Origin of the sequence: Rickettsia tillamookensis (assembly GCF_016743795.2) — a bacterium.
Classification (GTDB): Bacteria; Pseudomonadota; Alphaproteobacteria; order Rickettsiales; family Rickettsiaceae; genus Rickettsia; species Rickettsia tillamookensis.
The window spans coordinates 1252701-1270399 of the sequence record NZ_CP060138.2; the positions used below are offsets into that span (position 1 = coordinate 1252701).

Below are 17699 nucleotides of genomic sequence, written 5' to 3' on the forward strand. Positions count from 1 at the left end.
GCTTTAGGCTACTTCTTCTTCAGTTTCAATTTTCTTTGTTACTACTTGACGATTATTATAAGTACCGTCGACTAAAGAAACGTGATGCGGAAGCTTATATTCACCGGTTTGTGAATCAACTATTACGTTAACTTTACCAAGTGCTAAGTGCGAACGTCTCATATTACGTCTTGATTTTGATGTTTTCTTCTTTGGAACTGCCATTATTAGCCTCTCTAAATATAAATTAAAAAGTATTTGTCAAATTAGTGAAGCAGTATATTATAATCTTGTAATAAAATCTAGATAAAATTAAACTTATGAAAATTTTTATAACATACATTTTTAGTATATTAGCCTTTTTTTCCTTAAGCGGCTGCAAAACTATCGAAAATAGAGGGCAGTCCATCGATGATTCAGCACTTGTAAAATTAGAATCTAAAAAACTAAATAAAACAGAAGTCGTAGAGTTAATAGGTACACCTACTATGGTACCGGAATATTCCCAAAATACCTGGTATTATGTTGAAAGAGTTATGTCTCAAAGAGCTTGGCTCAATCCAAAAATTGAAAAGCAGAAGATAGTAAAAATTACGTTTGATGCTAATAATTTTATGCAGGAAGTAGTAGTAATAGATGATTCTCATAGACAAGATATAGAAACAGTCCGTGAATATACTAGGACATACGGAACGGAACTTAACGGACTACAAAAATTTGTTAAAAATTTAGGTAGATTCAATAAAACTACCGACGGAAATAAAAATAAAAGCAAGAATAAGAAGAAGAGATAAGTAACTTAGTCGCCATTGCTTACTATGTCATTCCTGCGAAAGCAGAAATCCAGTAAAAAATTAATGTCACCCCGTGGTCAAGCCACGGGATGACAGAGGTGAAATTGATCCACGCAGGCAATGCTTTCCTGCGAAAGCAGAAACAACACCAACATCCATACAACAAAAACTATCTAATATGATTTCGATATTTAGTAAATTAAAACAAAGTTTATCTAAAACTTCTAATAAAATATCGGAAGGTATCGACAAAATATTTTACAAGAAAAAATTAGACGCAGAAACTCTAGAAGAGCTGCTTATCTCAAGCGATATGAGCGTTTCAGTAGTAACTAATATCATTGAAGAGTTTAAAAAGGTAAAATTTGACAAAGAAATAGATAGTGATACAGTAAAAGAAGCCCTTGCTAAATTAATAGAGCAGCAGCTATCAAAATCAGAAATTCCTTTTACTTTAAATAAGAATAAATTAAATGTAATATTAGTTTGCGGTGTTAACGGAGCAGGTAAAACCACCACTATAGGTAAGCTTGCTGCAATGTATTCAGCACAAGGGAAAAAAGTAGCGGTTGCGGCCTGTGATACTTTTAGAGCGGCTGCCGTGAATCAGCTAAGCACTTGGGTAGATAGAGCAAATGCACTACTTATTACCGGTGAAGAATCGGCTGACCCTGCGAGTGTTGCTTACCGTGCTATGGAAGAGTCGATAAAACAAAATATTGATATACTTTTTATTGACACGGCAGGCCGGCTTCATAATAAGAAAAATTTGATGGATGAGCTGTCTAAGATTGTAAAAGTTATAAAAAAACTAGACGAGAATGCCCCCACTCATAGCGTTTTGGTAATTGATGCTATTACAGGACAAAATACTTATAACCAAGTAGAACATTTTAATGATGCTACTAATTTGACGGGGCTTATCGTAACTAAACTAGACGGTAGTGCTAAAGCCGGAGTGCTTGTCGGAGTAGTACAAAAATTTAATTTACCGGTGTACTTTATCGGTATAGGTGAGAAGATAGAGGACTTAAAAATATTCGACCGACATGATTTTGCTAAAAGTTTAGTGGGATTGTGAGTTTTGCTACGTCATTGTGAGAAGGTATTGTTGTATTGATACCGAGTCGTCATTGCGAGGAGCGAAGCGACGTGGCAATCCAGAAAAATAATAAAAAATTCTGTAACTCAGAACTCTTTACTGGATTGCTTCGTCAATTATTTCATAATTTCCTCGCAATGACGACTTAGGTATCCACACACCTCACCATGACGATAGAATTAAAAATAACATCATAAAATGACTCAAAAAAATACCTTATTACTAATAGACGGATACGGATTTGTTTTTAGAGCCTATTATGCACAGCAGCCTTTAACTTCGCCAAAAGGTGAGCCTGTCGGTGCTCTTTACGGCTTTGCTTCAATGCTTCTGAAATTGCTGAACGACTTTAAGCCTAAACATGTTGCTGTAGTATTTGACAGTGGCGGGAAAAATTTCCGCCATCATATTTATCCTGAATATAAAGCTAACCGTCCACCTCCCCCTGAAGATTTAGTCGTACAATTACCATTAGTTCGTGACGTTGCAAGTAGCCTCAATTTTCCTATTCTAGAGAAAAACGGTTATGAAGCCGATGACATTATTGCAACCTTTGCCGTTAAAACAGCTGCACTCGGCGAAGATGTAGTTGTCATCTCTTCCGATAAAGATTTATTGCAGTTAATGGGTGAAAACATCAAAATATATGATCCGTTAAAAGGAAAATATATTACGGAAGATGATGTTGTTAAAAAGTTTGGTACTACTTCTGATAAATTACGTGAAGTGATGGCTTTAATCGGCGATAGATCAGATAATATTCCGGGTGTGCCATCTATTGGACCAAAAACGGCAAGTAGTCTTATAACGCAATTTGGTTCTGTAGAAAATATATTTAACTCTTTAGACCAAGTCTCAAGTCTAAAACAACGTGAAACTTTACAAAATTCTAAAGAAGCGGCGTTAATTTCATGGCAGTTAATCGGGCTTGATTCTAATGTTGATTTAGATTTTCAGCTGAATAATTTAGAATGGTCACCTCCAAATAGCGATAAATTAATAGGATTTTTACAGGAATACGGTTTTAAATCTTTATATAAAAGAGCAGAAAATTTATTTGATATTAAAATTAACGACCATAAAGAGATAGCAGATAATAAAATAGCCGAAGCAAAAGAAATTAGTAATGCTAGTGAGTTAGCGGATTTTGCTAAAAAAGCTGAGAAAATAGGAATATTCGGGATATATTTACTGCAGCATAAAGGGAATGATGTTGCTTTTATTTTATCACTGCAAAACCAAAGCTATATTATTAAAATTTCTACCGCTTCCCATGATCTATTTTCCTATAATACTAAAAATAATAACGACTGGTTTTCGGATATAATCTTCAATTTACTAGCCGACAAATCCATAAAAAAAATTACCTATTCTCTAAAACCTATACTTAAATTTTATGCAGAGCAATCTCATGAGATTACGGCTATAGAGGATTTAGAACTAATGCAATATGCATTATCGGCAGGTTTATCACAGAAAAATTTATTTGAAGAGGCTTTGAAAGAGGATAATGTAATCAATGAAGCAGCAAAAATAGTAATAAACTTTATCTCACTTTATAAGCAAAATATATTGGAACTTAAAGACAATAAAGCCTTTAGACTTTATAGCGATATTGATTTACCTATTTGTTTTATTTTAGATAAAATGGAAAAAATTGGGATTAAAGTAGACGCAAACTATCTAAATCACTTATCCGCTGAATTTGGAACAGAAATTCTAAAACTTGAAGAAGAAATTTTTGCTCTTAGCGGAACTAAATTTAATATCGGTTCACCAAAACAATTAGGCGAAATCCTATTTGAAAAAATGCAATTACCTTTTGGTAAAGCTTCGGCTAAAGCAAGCTCTTACTCAACAGGTGCTGAAATACTCGAAAAACTTAGTGAACATGGGTATAATATAGCCGACTTGTTATTAAGATGGCGGCAGCTTACAAAATTAAAGAATACCTACACCGATAGTTTACCGAAACAGATAGATAATATAACTAAGCGGGTACATACGACATTTTTACAAACTTCTACCACTACAGGAAGACTTAGCTCACAAGAACCTAATCTGCAAAACGTACCTATTCGTTCTAGTGAGGGGAATAAAATCAGACAAGCTTTTATCGCTGAAGAAGGTTATAAATTAATATCTGCCGATTATTCACAAATTGAGCTTAGAATATTAAGCCATATCGCAAATATAGATGCACTAAAACAAGCATTCATCAATAAAGATGATATTCATACTCAAACTGCTTGTCAGATTTTTAACTTACAAAAACATGAGCTAACTAGCGAACATAGGCGTAAAGCAAAAGCCATAAATTTTGGTATTATTTACGGTATAAGTGCTTTTGGGCTTGCTAAGCAATTAAACGTTAGTAACAGCGAAGCATCAGAATATATCAAGAAATATTTTGCCGAATATAAAGGAGTGCAAGAATATATGGAGCAAACAAAAGCTTTTGCAAGTAGCAACGGCTATGTCACAAATTTCTTTGGCAGAAAATGTTTTGTACCTCTAATTCATGATAAAAAGCTTAAACAATTTGCAGAGCGTGCGGCTATTAATGCTCCGATTCAAGGAACTAATGCCGATATAATTAAAATTGCAATGATTAATCTAGATCAAGAAATAGAAAAGCGTAAGCTTAAAACAAGATTAGTATTGCAAATTCATGATGAATTACTATTTGAAGTGCCGGAGAGTGAAGTAGAACTCGTAACGCCTATTATCAAAAAAATCATGGAGAATTCTACTAAGATGGATGTACCGATTATAACCGAAGTAAGGGTTGGTAATAACTGGATGGAAATTCATTGAATAGTGCGTCATTACTGCATAGGTTTTGTCGTGCGGCTATCTAAGTCGTCATTGCGAGCAGCCGTAGGCTGCGTGGCAATCTCATGAAATAATGAGAAACTCCTGAGATTGCTTCGTCAATTACTACGTAATTTTCCTCGCAATGACGGAAAAATCGATCCACGCAACAATGCCCACTCGAATAACGTTAAAAATTAAAAAAGGAGCGTAATGTATGAAAAATTTTATATTCACATCTGAATCGGTTTCTGAAGGGCATCCGGACAAAATTGCCGATCAAATTTCAGATACAGTGCTTGATGAAATTCTGAAGCATGACCCTAGCGGTCGTGTTGCCTGTGAAACATTCGTAACAACCGGTCTAGTTTTAGTCGGTGGTGAAATTACTACTAGTACCTATGTAGATATTGAGCAAATAGTACGTAGTAAGATACAAGAAATCGGCTATAATAATCCAAATTATGGATTTGACGGTAGCTGCTGTGCCGTAATTTCATCCATCATTAAACAATCACCCGATATAGCTATGGGTGTTGACAATGCAAATGACGATGAAATAGGTGCAGGAGACCAAGGTATGGTTTTCGGTTATACCTGTAATGAAACAGATAGTTTAATGCCCGCACCGATTTACTACGCTCATCTCTTAATGAAAAGGCAAGCATATTTACGTAAAAAAAAATATACTGTCTTGGCTTAGACCTGATGCAAAGTCACAAGTCACGTTACGATATGAAAATAACAAACCGATTGCCATTGATGCAGTAGTTTTATCAACTCAACATCATCCGGAAATACAACAAAAAGACCTTATTGAAGCAGTAATGGAAGAAATTATTAAACAGGCGTTACCAAGCAATTTACTTCATAAAGATACTAAATATTTAATTAACCCGACAGGTAGGTTTGTTATAGGCGGTCCTGTTGCCGATTGCGGTTTAACCGGTAGGAAAATTATCGTGGACAGCTATGGAGGAATGGCAAGACACGGCGGTGGTTGTTTTTCAGGAAAAGATCCAACAAAAATAGATAGGTCGGCTGCTTACATGGCACGCTATATTGCTAAGAATATAGTAGGAGCAGGACTTGCCGATCGTTGTGAAATACAAATATCTTATGCAATAGGCGTTGCTGCTCCTGTGTCTATTTACGCTGAAACTTTCGGTACTAGTAAATTAAGTAACGAACAAATTACTAAGCTCATAACACAGCATTTTGATATGCGTCCAGGCAGAATTATTAAACATCTTAAGCTTCGCACTCCATGTTATCAAAAAACAGCTTCTTACGGTCATTTCGGTCGAGAAGACGAAAATTTTGCATGGGAGCAATTAGATAAAGTAGATATGTTGAGGTGAGTAATTATTGACATTTATTTATTCGTAATACATGATTATTTTTATCCTTGTTTAACTAATTAGTTAAAAATATGGCTGAGAATATAAATAATGATAGAAAGTTCGGTAACTTAGAAAATTATGATAATGAACTTACAAATACTGCTCTAAAAGAAAATAATCAAAATAAGCTGAGAGAGCATTATGAAAATATCACTCAAGCCTTAAATAACATACGGGAATATGAGTATGAAGCAAAAGCGACTCAGTACCGCGAAATGCTTGACGATGCCCGTACATATGATAAATCCACAAAAGACTATAATTTAGGCTCAGCTCATTTTATAACGGCTAGCGGTTATAAGGCCTTACTTGGAGCTTATAAAGCTTTAAATCCTGACGAAAATACAGATAAAAAATTAGACCATTTTATGAATGGCTTAGATGAGATTTATAAGCAATCCTTTTCAGCACGTAAAATTTAACTAGCTCAAATAAATTACCCCCCGCAGAACAGTTAAAAAAATTTTTAGAAAAAACTACAGACGAAATATATGATAAACTGCAAAAAACCGGAGAAGCATATTTATCATATTCTAATGCTCCTACTAATATAGGATTACATGCAAATGTTATAAAATATTCTAAAGAAAACGGAAAAAATTATCGTATTATATATAATGCCGGTGCTGGGGTAAGAGCAGATAATTCAAAGCTAAATCAAACACCAAAAGATCAATTATCTAAAATAAATGAAACAATAGAAGCAAGAAGTAAAGCAAAATTCAGCTCCATTAAGTATGAACTTAAAAATCAAACAGATAAAGAAGTAAAAGATAGTATATTTTCTATATTGTCTATAAATGAAATAGAAGCAATAAAAGCTCATAATAACGAGATCAACAGGTTCAAATCGGAGCAGCTTATTAACCCAACAGCTGATTCAAGAAGAACAGTTACCGGGCAAACTTTAGGGAATTGTAGCAGCAGGTCAATAAGAGAAGCTTTAAGAGACAATGTACCGGATTCAGAATTTCGTGAAATATATGATTTTATTACACAAAATCAAGTATCTCAAATAATATCAAACTTAGAAAGCGAACAAAAAAATTTAGCAAATACCTTAAATATATCTTTAATAAAAGAACAAACTATCTCAAATACAACTCATCAAAATCAATTCCAAAAAGATATTGCCAATTCGGCTACTAATTATTTTGATGCTTTTTTTTTATAATGAAGGGCATACACCAAGCACGAAGGAAAAGTTATTTAATAAAGTTGCTGAAGAATCTAATTTAAAGTATGTCAAGATTGATCTAGTAGATTTTTTATCTACCGTGTTTCCCTATAAGGACACTGATTTACCTATTACCGAAGATCTTTTAAAGCCTGTCATAAACCATATCCAAACTTGTTTTGAAGAACGCGAAATAGCTCCCTCAAAAACAGTTTTAGAAAATTATAGATTATATAAATCTAACAAAGAACAAATCATTAACGAGCTATCAGAAAAATGCTTAAATGATAAAGATGTAAATATACTTATCAAAGCACAAATACAAGCAAAAATAGAAAGCCGTCCATCTATAGATATTTTCCGGCAAATGAAACAAAGTAATACTAACCCTAAACCGCTAGAGCTATCGGAAGAACATAAGAAATTGGATGATGTCATAAAAGATATGGCACAAAAATACAAAATGACCATACCGGAAGCAAAAGCATCTGAAGAAATCACTCAAGTAGTTAAAGATTACAGTGAAAATAAATTTAATGAAGAAATAACACCTATCAAAGCTCAAAAATTAGTAGATGAATTTACGCAAGCAACGCTAGATATTTTTGGAGAGAATAAATTAATAGACTCACCTATAATTGAAACAAAAAACGAGCATATTAATATACCACTCCCGAACATAGAAAAACAAGAAACTATTAATCTTAACTTGGATACAATACACCCAAAAAATTTGCCTGTATCAAGCTTTTTGAATGACGCTGTACTTAAAGAAGAAAAACAAAATTTAGTAAATGAACTAATAATTGAAACTAATAAAAATCTACCTAATAGTACGAAAGTAGTAGACGATAAAAAACAAGAAGTTAAAACCGATAATATATTCAATAAAAACTCAGAGCCTAAAAAACAAACTATTAAAAACAAATTTTATAAGTATTTAAGCAAATTAACGGGAAAATTGGGATTAAAATCCATAAGTAATTACTTTAAAGATTTAATTAAAGAGCCAAATCTTGAGCAAAATATCAATTTAGAAAAAGAAGCAAAGCTAATAGCAGACAAACATCGACTAACAAAATATATGGAACTTAGCGATAATAAAAATAATAATGCAGTATTTAGCGGTAAAAAAACATCAAAGAATATTACTCAATTATGAAAACAATACAAAGAATTGCAATATACGAAGATCAACTTCAAAAAGAGCAAGGAGTTCACAAGAGGAGGAACGGAGCGTATACTTAATACGTGAGTACCGCAGTACTTGTAGAACGACGTAGCCAATTTTTGAAGTTCATCGAGTATATCCTTTTAAAATCTCAAAATCTTGCCCTTGAAGAAAAAACTTTTCAGGTAATATAATTTTTGCTACAAAATTCTTTACATCTTCGCTTTGTAAATAGATTGTAGCTTTAGCATTACTCTGGTCCCCGTTATTAGTGCGAGCTGCAAGCAAGGTTACTATCTGCCGTAATTCTTCATGATTTTGTGGGTAAAGCTGTAACTCAAATTGTTTATTATTAATTGCATCCTCAATTGATGAAAAGCTTTTTGCCGTTAGTTTTATTCCTCCTTCATCTTTAACTATATCACAATTAACAACTACCAAACTTTTAACATCAAGTAAATGTACATAATCTTTTAAAACTTCTTCACTAAAGATACTAAGTTCAAATATATTCTCAGGGTCGGAAAGCACGAGCGTCACGAATCTACCCCTTGCCGACATACGAGAATCCTTTTTTTGTATTACACCGGCAAGATTTATTCGGTTAGCACCGTCAGGTAAGTTATTATGTAAATCCGCACTATTTAAAATATTTAAACGGCTAAATATTTCTTGATACTGCGTAAGAGGATGATTAGAGATAAATAAACCCATAGCTTCAAATTCATAAAAAGCTAAAGTATTTTTATCGGCATAATCACTTGATACTAAAATAGTTGGACTTAAACTAGAAACTTTAATTAAACTAAATTGATTAGATTCTTGCTCTTCGTGATATGAAGTTGAATAAGCAAGCAATTTCGCAATACTTGAAAATAATTGCAATCGATTATCATGTAACTCATCAAAACAGCCGGATTTAATTAAATTTTCCAGTAATTTACTGTTAATAGATTTTGGCGGCAATCTTTCAATAAAATCGGTAATTGATTTAAACGGTCCTCTTGCCGCTCGCTCGTCTGTTACTAACTTACCAAAATTTGGCGTAACTCCCTTAATAGCCCCTAAGGCAAATATTATTGCATTTTCTTCTTTGTCGACAGACTTTACGCTAAAATACCCTTCAGAAATATTAATATTAGGAGCAATAATCTTTATGAAGTTGTCCTTTGCTTCTTGTAAGAATAAATTAATTTTGTCGTGATTATTTAATTCAAGGTTTAAACATGCTACTAAAAACTCTGCCGGATAATTAGCTTTAAGATATGCGGTTTGGTATGAAATAACACCGTAAGCCGCAGCATGTGCCTTATTAAAACCATATCCGGCAAATTTAGCCACGGTTGCAAAAATGGATTTAGCTTGAGATTCCAAAATATTATTAGCAATTGCCCCTTTAACAAAAATTTCTTCCTGTTCCTCCATTTCTTTTTTTATCTTCTTACCCATCGCTCTACGAAGTAAATCAGCAGCTCCTAGGGTATAACCTGCAAGAACCTGAGCAATTCTTTGTACCTGCTCCTGATATATCACCACGCCGTAAGTTTCTTCTAAGATTGGCTTTAATAGCTCATGTAAATAATCAGGCTGTTGTAATTTATGCTTACAAGCTATATAGGTAGGAATATTTTCCATAGGACCCGGACGATATAAAGCTCCAAGAGCTATCAAATCGTGTATAGAATCAGGTTTAAGGCGTCTAAGTGCATCTTTCATCCCGATACTTTCAAATTGGAAAACGCCGACTCCTTTACCTTTACACAACATTTGATAAGTCTTATTATCATCAAACGTCATATTGTTAAAATCTACTTCTATTCCTTGCTCTTTAAGTAGTTTCTTACAATCGGTAATAACCGTTAAGGTTTGAAGTCCTAAAAAATCAAATTTAATTAAACCGGCAATTTCAGAATATTTCATAGAATAACCGACTACCAACATATCGGAATTAGCATCTTTATATACCGGTACTATATCGACTAAATCAGTACCTGCTATTACGATTCCTGCGGCATGAGTTGAGGAATGCCTATGCAACCCCTCAAGAATTAATGAAGTATCAAGTACTAGCTTTATTAACTCCGCTTCACCCTCCAAATTGTACAGCCCATTACCTTTATAGGCATTTGCAAGCTCTGGAACTTCACGCATTGCCTGTTCTAGGCTAACTGGATTAACTGCACTAAAAGGTACAAGCTCCGTTAGATAATCAGCAAATTTATAAGGTAAGCTAAGCACACGAGCTACATCCTTAATTACAGCCTTTGCCTGCATCTTACCGAAAGTTATAATCTGCCCTACTCTATTATTACCGTATTTAGAACGTACGTAATTAATTACTTCCTCACGCCTTTCTTGACAAAAATCAATATCGAAATCAGGCATTGAAATACGTTCGGGATTTAAAAATCTTTCAAATAATAAACCAAATTTAATCGGATCGAGATCAGTAATAAGCAAGCTCCAAGCAACAACCGAGCCTGCTCCCGAACCTCTACCCGGTCCAACTAAAATACCCTCTTTTTTACTCCATTTAATAAAATCGGACACAATCAAAAAATAACCGGCAAAATTCATATTACAGATAATATCCAGCTCATAATTAAGACGAGAAAAATATTCGGTTTTCAATTCTTCTTGATTCTCTAATGAAATATTTTCAGATTTAAACTTTGTAGCAAGCCTTGCAAGCAACCCTTCTTTTGCATCTTTTCTAATTAAATCCGTTTCACTAATATCTTTGGTGGCAAAATTAGGCAGCATCGGCGGGTTTGCATGTGCTGCAAAATAACAACGCTCTCTTAAATTCACGGTATTTTGGATGGCACTAGGTAGATCAGAAAAAAGCTCTATCATCTCATGCGGTGACTTAAAATAACAATTCTCGCTAACTGTTTTACGATCAGGATATTCTTTAGTAACACCGGCTGATATACATAACAATACATCATGTGCATCATGCATGGTTTTTTCGCTAAACAAAACTTTATTAGTAGCAACAAGCGGAATAGATAATTCTGAAGCTATCTTAATATAGCTATTCTCAATAAACTGTTCTTCCGGTAGATCGTGTCTCATAATCTCAAAGTAAAACCGATCGCCTAAAATTTCCTGTAATTTACGTGCAAACAGCATTGCTTGCTCCTCATTGCGAGCTAGCAAGCATTTTCCAACAATACCGTCGGTATAACAGCATAACGCTATTAATCCCTCTTGATATTCTATTAAATCTTCAAAATCAATGTGATCGCATAGCTTACGATCATTTTTAGTAAAAGTAAGGCTTGATAGTTTGAGTAAATTTTTATAGCCGGTTTCATCTTTAGCTATAAGCAAAATTTGAGCAAAAATATCTATATCGTATTTTATATTTAGAATAACTCCGTGTATCGGCTGCAGTCCTTTTTTTACTGCGTATAATGCAAATTCTAACGAGCCGAATAAATTTCCCTTATCTGCCAAACAAATAGCAGGCATTTTATTCGATGAAGCAAGCTCTACTACTTTCTCTATAGTTAATGCACTTTCTAGAAAAGAATAAGAACTTTGAGTTCTTAAATGAATAAATTCAGGTCGCATTTTTTATTAATGTTAAAGTTTATTGTCTTCATGACACTGTGTCACCCCGTGGCTTGACCACGGGGTCCAGTCTTTTTTAATTATTTTACTGGATACCGTGGTCAAGCCACGGTATGACACCGAGTGCGTTTTCCGTTCCATACACTAAGGCTAAATTTTACTTCCGACTGCATAATATCTAAAACCGATTTTTTTCATTGCTTCATTATCTAGTATATTTCTAAGGTCAATGATTATCGGGGATTTTACTAAATCATAAATTCCTTGCCAATTAAGTTCTTTAAACTCTGACCACTCAGTTGTAATAACTATAATATCTGCCGATTTATAGGCTTCAGCTGCCGAATCTAAATATAGCAAATTTTTATGTTCCAAATTCTTTTTAGCATTTTCAAGACCGATAGGATCAAACGCTTTAACATATACATCTTTATTTAATAAAATCCTTATAATTTCAAGAGCTGGGCTTGCTCTAACATCGTCTGTTCCTGCTTTATATGTTAAGCCTAAAATTGCTATATTCTTACCTTTTAAATCTCCGCCTAACAAAGTAGCTATCTTATCTACCATATTACTTGGACGCTCTTTATTACTTTTAATTACTGCTTTAAGAATATTACAATCGATATGATGATTTTCTACAAGATTATTTAATGCTAGAATATCTTTTGGAAAACATGAACCACCAAAACCAGGACCTGCATTTAAAAAATTTTGACCGATTCTTTGGTCAAGCCCTACACCTTTAGACAAATCTTTAATATTACCACCGATTTTTTCGCATAAATCAGCCATTTCATTAATAAAAGCAATTTTGGTAGCTAAAAAACTATTTGAAGCATATTTAATAAGCTCACTAGTCACTAAATCGGTAACCACAAACTTTGCACCTTGTTCTATTAAAGGTGCATAAATTTTTCGCAATATTTCCTCTGATTCTTTATTATTTACACCAACAACTATACGATCAGGATATAAAAAATCTTCTACTGCACTACCTTCTCTTAAAAACTCAGGATTGGAAGCAACATTAAATGAAAAGCCTTTTGATTTTAAATAAGCTATAATATTATTGCAACTATACGGCGGAACAGTAGATTTTATGACTATTAAACAATCCTTATTTATATGCTCTGATACCTTATCAATAACATCATAAACATATTTTAAATCTGCTTCCCCCGACTCTTTTGAAGGCGTACCGACCGTAATAAATATTGCCTCGGCATTTTGAAGTTCATTATTATAAATATTTGTAAATTTTAACCTATCAGATTCTAAAGCCTGCTTAAAATACTCATCAAGTTTAGATTCATAAATCGGCAATATTTGCTTATTTAATTTGGATATTTTAACCTCATCATTATCAAGACAAGTAACATTATGACCTAAATAGCCCATAATAATACCTGAGACTAATCCCACATATCCGCTACCGATAAATGTAATATTCATAATTTTTTGTGATTTTTATATTAAATTTTTAGATTATATATTATATTTAACTAGCTTATAGCATTGTTGCGTGGATGCTGATGTCATTCCTGCGAAAGCAGGAATCCAAAAAAATAGTCTTAATCTTGACAAAATAAACCTAAAAAAACAAGTTTTTTGTAGGTTTTACTGGATTCCCGCTTTTAGCTAAGAATGACATAGAACGCATTTTCCGCCCCATGCAACACGCCTGATGATATCAATCGCTTCTGGCAATACTTATAAAGCTACTATAACAAAGTATAAAGCTTTTATCATATTTCAATAGATTTACAAGCTCAAATGAATTTTATTAAAAAAACCTTTATTAGTATTCTTATAATTCTAATTTCATTATCTTTGGCTATAACTCTAACTGTTTATAGTGCAAATAAAGGACACTTAAATGAACCTTTGAAAAAAATAATTGAATTTTATTTAAGTAAAAATGATATAAAGGCTGTACTACATAATTTAGAATTTAAAGAAAACCGATTATCCATAGATAAAATTTCCTTAAGTCTTATAGATAATGCCAGAGGGGAAATTAACGATTTTAATCTTTTCTTTAATTTCAAAAACTTCTTCTCTAATTCGTTAATAGAGGCTAATTTTAATATTGATAAAATTTCCGTAATCTCAAATAACGATGAAGAGATTATAAATACTTCAACAACCGGTGATTATTCGCTAAATATAATTAAAAAAGACTCCCTAACCGACATACGACTAACTTCAATAAAAAGTGATATCTTAACAGATGAGCAAGGAGCGGACTTACCTCTAGGAAATGCTTTATGCTCATATAAAACCGCCTATTCTAAAGATAATCCAAAGACCGTTAATTGCAAACTTACCTTTGGGGATAAAGCTTTTTTATCACTAAGCGGTATAATAACCGATAAAAATATCGATGTAAGTGCAGCTGCCGCAAATATACCTTTAATAATTTATCAAACAGTCGAAAAAATTATTCCGGATAACCCTATAATCTCATATTTACGAGAACATATAAAACAAGGTTACATCCAAAACGGAGAATTAAATATTAAATTAGATAAAAAATTTTTAAAAAAAAATATTTTAGTAGAAGATAATTTAAAAGCAAATTTACATATCTCAAATTTTGAATATAAATATCATACAGATTTACCGCCTTTGACTAAAGTTGATACTAATATAATCATTTCAGGACCGGAAATAAAATTTCTAATTAATGAAGCATATAGCGGTAAAAGTGTCGTTTCAGACGGTATTATGACTTTCAAATGGGAAGGACCGGATAAATCGCAATTTGTTTTTAATGCTACTGCTAAAGGGGAAATTAACGACTTAATTGCCTTTGTTCCAAATGAGGCATATCAAAATATTAAAGCTCAAAATATTGACCTAAAAAAAATCAAAGGAACGGCAAATTCAATAATAGAGATAATAATTCCTATTAGCCCCAATATCTCTAATAGCTACAATGTTTTGTCGACATTAACAAATATCTCTTTTAACAGTTTAGACAATAATATCCTATTACAAAACGGTGAAGCCAAAGGTAGCTTTAAAGACAACAAACTAAATATTAGCGGTAAAGGTAAAATTAATAATTATGCAAGCAGCTTTACTTATGATCATGATATATCAGATAAAAATAATGAGTGTTTACTTAAAATAAAAAGCAATATTACGGCAAATAATCAAAGATTTGGAGTATTTAAATTAATTTCAGGCAGCACCGTTTTAAATTTTGAGTATAAAAAACAGCATAATAATGAGAGTTTTATTACCGTTAATTCTAATCTTGATAGTTTAGAATTCTATATAGACAAAGTATCTATTCATAAAAAATTATATAAAAAAGCTAATTTATATTTATATACTAAATTAAATGATAAAAATTTCGATAGAAATATTGAATTTAATCTGTCGGGGCAGGATAATCTAAAAATTAACGGTAATGCCCTAATTAAGAAAAATATTTATAATATTAATCTAGCCTCTGTTAAACATAATCATACGGATTTAAAAGGAAAAATAATCATAGATAACCATAATCTTAATACGGAACTTTATGGAACCGGATTAGATTTATCAAATGCTAATATGATGCAGTTTTTAGAAAAAGAGGGAGATTCTACACGTAATATTAATTTAAAAACTAATATATCAAAAATAATTTTAAAGAATAATATAATTCTAGGTAATCTTGATTTAGCAATTAAATGTGATAAAGTGCGGTGTTTCTCCGGTTTTCTAAATGCTAATATTGATAATAAAAAAGTTAAGATGTCGCTTACCGCTAAGGACACTTTTGAACAATGGCTAATTGAATCCGATAATGCCGGAGCATTACTTAAGGGACTTGGAATGTATACCACTATGCAAAACGGTCAGATTAATATCAACTTAAATACAAGAAGATATGAAGTAAAAAAAGGGGAAATAGTGCCGATATTAGACGGCAAATTTTCTATAAAACATTTTACGGTAGTCGATACTCCTTTTTTAACACGGCTTGTTTCCTTTGTTTCGTTACCGGGTTTTCTTAGTTCAATAACTAATAATAAAAATATTTTATTTGAAGATATGACCGGTAAATTTAATTATAGAGGAAATATAATTACAATTTTTGATACGGAAGCACATGGACCATTCTTTGATTTTACTATGAAAGGTAATATTGATACCAAACAGCAATTAATTACAGTTAAAGGAAATGTTATTCCTTCCTTTTTCTTAATCAGTACTATTGTAACTAAAATACCGGTAGTCGGTAAAATATTTTCCAAAGTAGCCCCTTACTCCTTAAAAATGAACTATAAATAGTTATATTCCGTGTACAAAAAATTATATTTAATCGGTATTTTACTTTTAGGCTTAATTTCCGGTCTTACGTTCAATTTAATTTTTTTCACGGTTCCATATCAATTATCCGAAGCAAAATACACCACTGATATAATAGGTTCGATATCACTAGCTGCTTTTCCGTATTGCTTAAAGGTCATATGGTCACCTTTCATAGATAAATACTCTATACCTTTTTTATGTTCTAAATTCGGTCACAGGCGTGGCTGGGCATTGATATCACAAATATTCTTAATCCTAGCGATGACGGGGTTCTTAAATATAAGCCCTTGTAATAACTTATATATTACTGCAATTATCTTATTTATTATTTCATTTTGCAGTTCTACGCAAGATATTGTACTTGACGCATATAGAATTGAGAGACCTACATCTAAAGAAGAGCTTTCAATGGCTTTTACCTTTAGTAGCATAGGGTTTCGTTTAGGTATGTTACTTGGCAGCGTCGGTGCTTTATATTCATCAATTATTTTCGGTTGGCATATGGTATATAAATTTGCTCTATTTATTACTATACTTGGACCTATAGTAATCTTATGTATCAAAGAACCAAAACCCAAAGAAAAACGTCATACGACTAGTCATTTAATAGGATTACAACAATATTTTGAAGTTATTAAAAAAAGCATTATCTCCTTAAAAAATGAACAGCAATATTTACTGCTAATTATGTTATTTGTATTCTTGTACAAAGCTGCGGATTCTATACCTATGGCTATGAGTTCGCCTTTATTTCTAGATTTAAGTTTTACTACTCATGAAATTGCCGTTATTTACAAAGCTTACGGGTTACTGATCATGATCGTCGGAGGAGCTTTAGGCGGTATTTTAGCTACAAAAATGGGTATATTTCATAGTGTCTTAATTGGTGGAGTTATTCAATTATTGTCGCCTCTTATGTTTATGATTCTTGCGACCATCGGCTATGATATAAGGATATTTATAATAACAGTTACAGTACAAAATTTTTGTGCAGGCTTTGCAGGAACTATTATCTCTATCTATTTTGCTAGCCTTTGCAATAGTGAATTTGTTGCCACGCAATATTCTATTATTGCATCTTTTAGCTCTCTTAGCCGTATTATTCTAGCTAGCCTTGGCGGTATTTGTGCAAAATATCTTACTTGGTCTATGTTCTTTTTGGGTAACACTCTGTTTAGCATGTTATTTATACCGATATTTTATAAAATATATAGAAAGAAACTAGGTTCTGTGAATATTTCTAAAAAGATATGACAATCATTAAAAAAGGTTTATAATATTGATATATACTTGTTTAATTTGAAAAATTGGCTACGTCGTCCTATAAGTACTGCGGTGCTCACGTATTAAGTATACGTTCCGCTCCTCG

The 17699-nt window shown here is 32.5% G+C and carries 10 protein-coding genes and 3 pseudogenes; 10 read left to right on the plus strand and 3 right to left on the minus strand.

Annotated features, from left to right (window positions below; genetic code table 11):
- Positions 1-3: 3 nt before the first annotated feature.
- Positions 4-204 carry a 50S ribosomal protein L32 gene (rpmF, locus tag H6P87_RS06290; protein ID WP_008579275.1) on the minus strand — a complete coding sequence of 67 codons (201 nt, stop codon included), beginning with the start codon at positions 202-204 and terminating at the stop codon, positions 4-6.
- Positions 205-299: 95 nt separating this feature from the next.
- Here rpmF and H6P87_RS06295 point away from each other — a divergent pair, with 95 nt between their 5' ends.
- The 8 genes and pseudogenes from H6P87_RS06295 to H6P87_RS07405 all read left to right on the plus strand — a co-directional run bounded on the left by H6P87_RS06295 (position 300) and on the right by H6P87_RS07405 (position 8431).
- Complete coding sequence (locus H6P87_RS06295) at positions 300-773, plus strand: outer membrane protein assembly factor BamE (protein ID WP_202069301.1); 474 nt, start codon at positions 300-302, stop codon at positions 771-773.
- A gap of 178 nt (positions 774-951) precedes the next feature.
- Positions 952-1854, plus strand: coding sequence for a signal recognition particle-docking protein FtsY (gene ftsY / locus H6P87_RS06300; RefSeq protein WP_202070152.1), 903 nt, complete (start codon positions 952-954; stop codon positions 1852-1854).
- Between the two features lie 219 nt (positions 1855-2073).
- A complete protein-coding gene (gene polA / locus H6P87_RS06305) occupies positions 2074-4692 on the plus strand; it encodes a DNA polymerase I (RefSeq protein ID WP_202069303.1) in 2619 nt (872 codons plus the stop codon).
- 214 nt (positions 4693-4906) lie between these two features.
- Positions 4907-6050, plus strand: a pseudogene (metK, locus tag H6P87_RS06310) (methionine adenosyltransferase).
- 71 nt (positions 6051-6121) lie between these two features.
- Positions 6122-6385, plus strand: a pseudogene (locus tag H6P87_RS06315) (hypothetical protein); the annotation flags it as partial.
- Positions 6386-6460: 75 nt separating this feature from the next.
- Positions 6461-6727: pseudogene (locus tag H6P87_RS06320) on the plus strand (hypothetical protein).
- Between the two features lie 155 nt (positions 6728-6882).
- Positions 6883-7266 carry a hypothetical protein gene (locus tag H6P87_RS06325; RefSeq protein ID WP_246437861.1) on the plus strand — a complete coding sequence of 128 codons (384 nt, stop codon included), beginning with the start codon at positions 6883-6885 and terminating at the stop codon, positions 7264-7266.
- Between the two features lie 964 nt (positions 7267-8230).
- Positions 8231-8431, plus strand: a complete 201-nt coding sequence (locus tag H6P87_RS07405) for a hypothetical protein (protein ID WP_039595571.1) — start codon at positions 8231-8233, stop codon at positions 8429-8431.
- A gap of 135 nt (positions 8432-8566) precedes the next feature.
- Here H6P87_RS07405 and dnaE read toward each other — a convergent pair whose 3' ends face one another.
- On the minus strand, positions 8567-12019 hold the full coding sequence (dnaE, locus tag H6P87_RS06335) for a DNA polymerase III subunit alpha (RefSeq protein ID WP_202069305.1): 3453 nt from the start codon (positions 12017-12019) through the stop codon (positions 8567-8569).
- 150 nt (positions 12020-12169) lie between these two features.
- Positions 12170-13474 carry a UDP-glucose dehydrogenase family protein gene (locus H6P87_RS06340; RefSeq protein WP_202069307.1) on the minus strand — a complete coding sequence of 435 codons (1305 nt, stop codon included), beginning with the start codon at positions 13472-13474 and terminating at the stop codon, positions 12170-12172.
- Positions 13475-13795: 321 nt separating this feature from the next.
- On the opposite strand from H6P87_RS06340, the gene H6P87_RS06345 reads away from it, so the two are divergent.
- Together H6P87_RS06345 and H6P87_RS06350 are read left to right on the plus strand one after the other, a co-directional pair.
- Positions 13796-16309: a YhdP family protein gene (locus H6P87_RS06345; protein WP_202069309.1), complete on the plus strand. Its 2514-nt coding sequence runs from the start codon at positions 13796-13798 to the stop codon at positions 16307-16309.
- A gap of 9 nt (positions 16310-16318) precedes the next feature.
- A complete protein-coding gene (locus tag H6P87_RS06350; RefSeq protein ID WP_202069311.1) occupies positions 16319-17584 on the plus strand; it encodes an MFS transporter in 1266 nt (421 codons plus the stop codon).
- Positions 17585-17699: the final 115 nt, after the last annotated feature.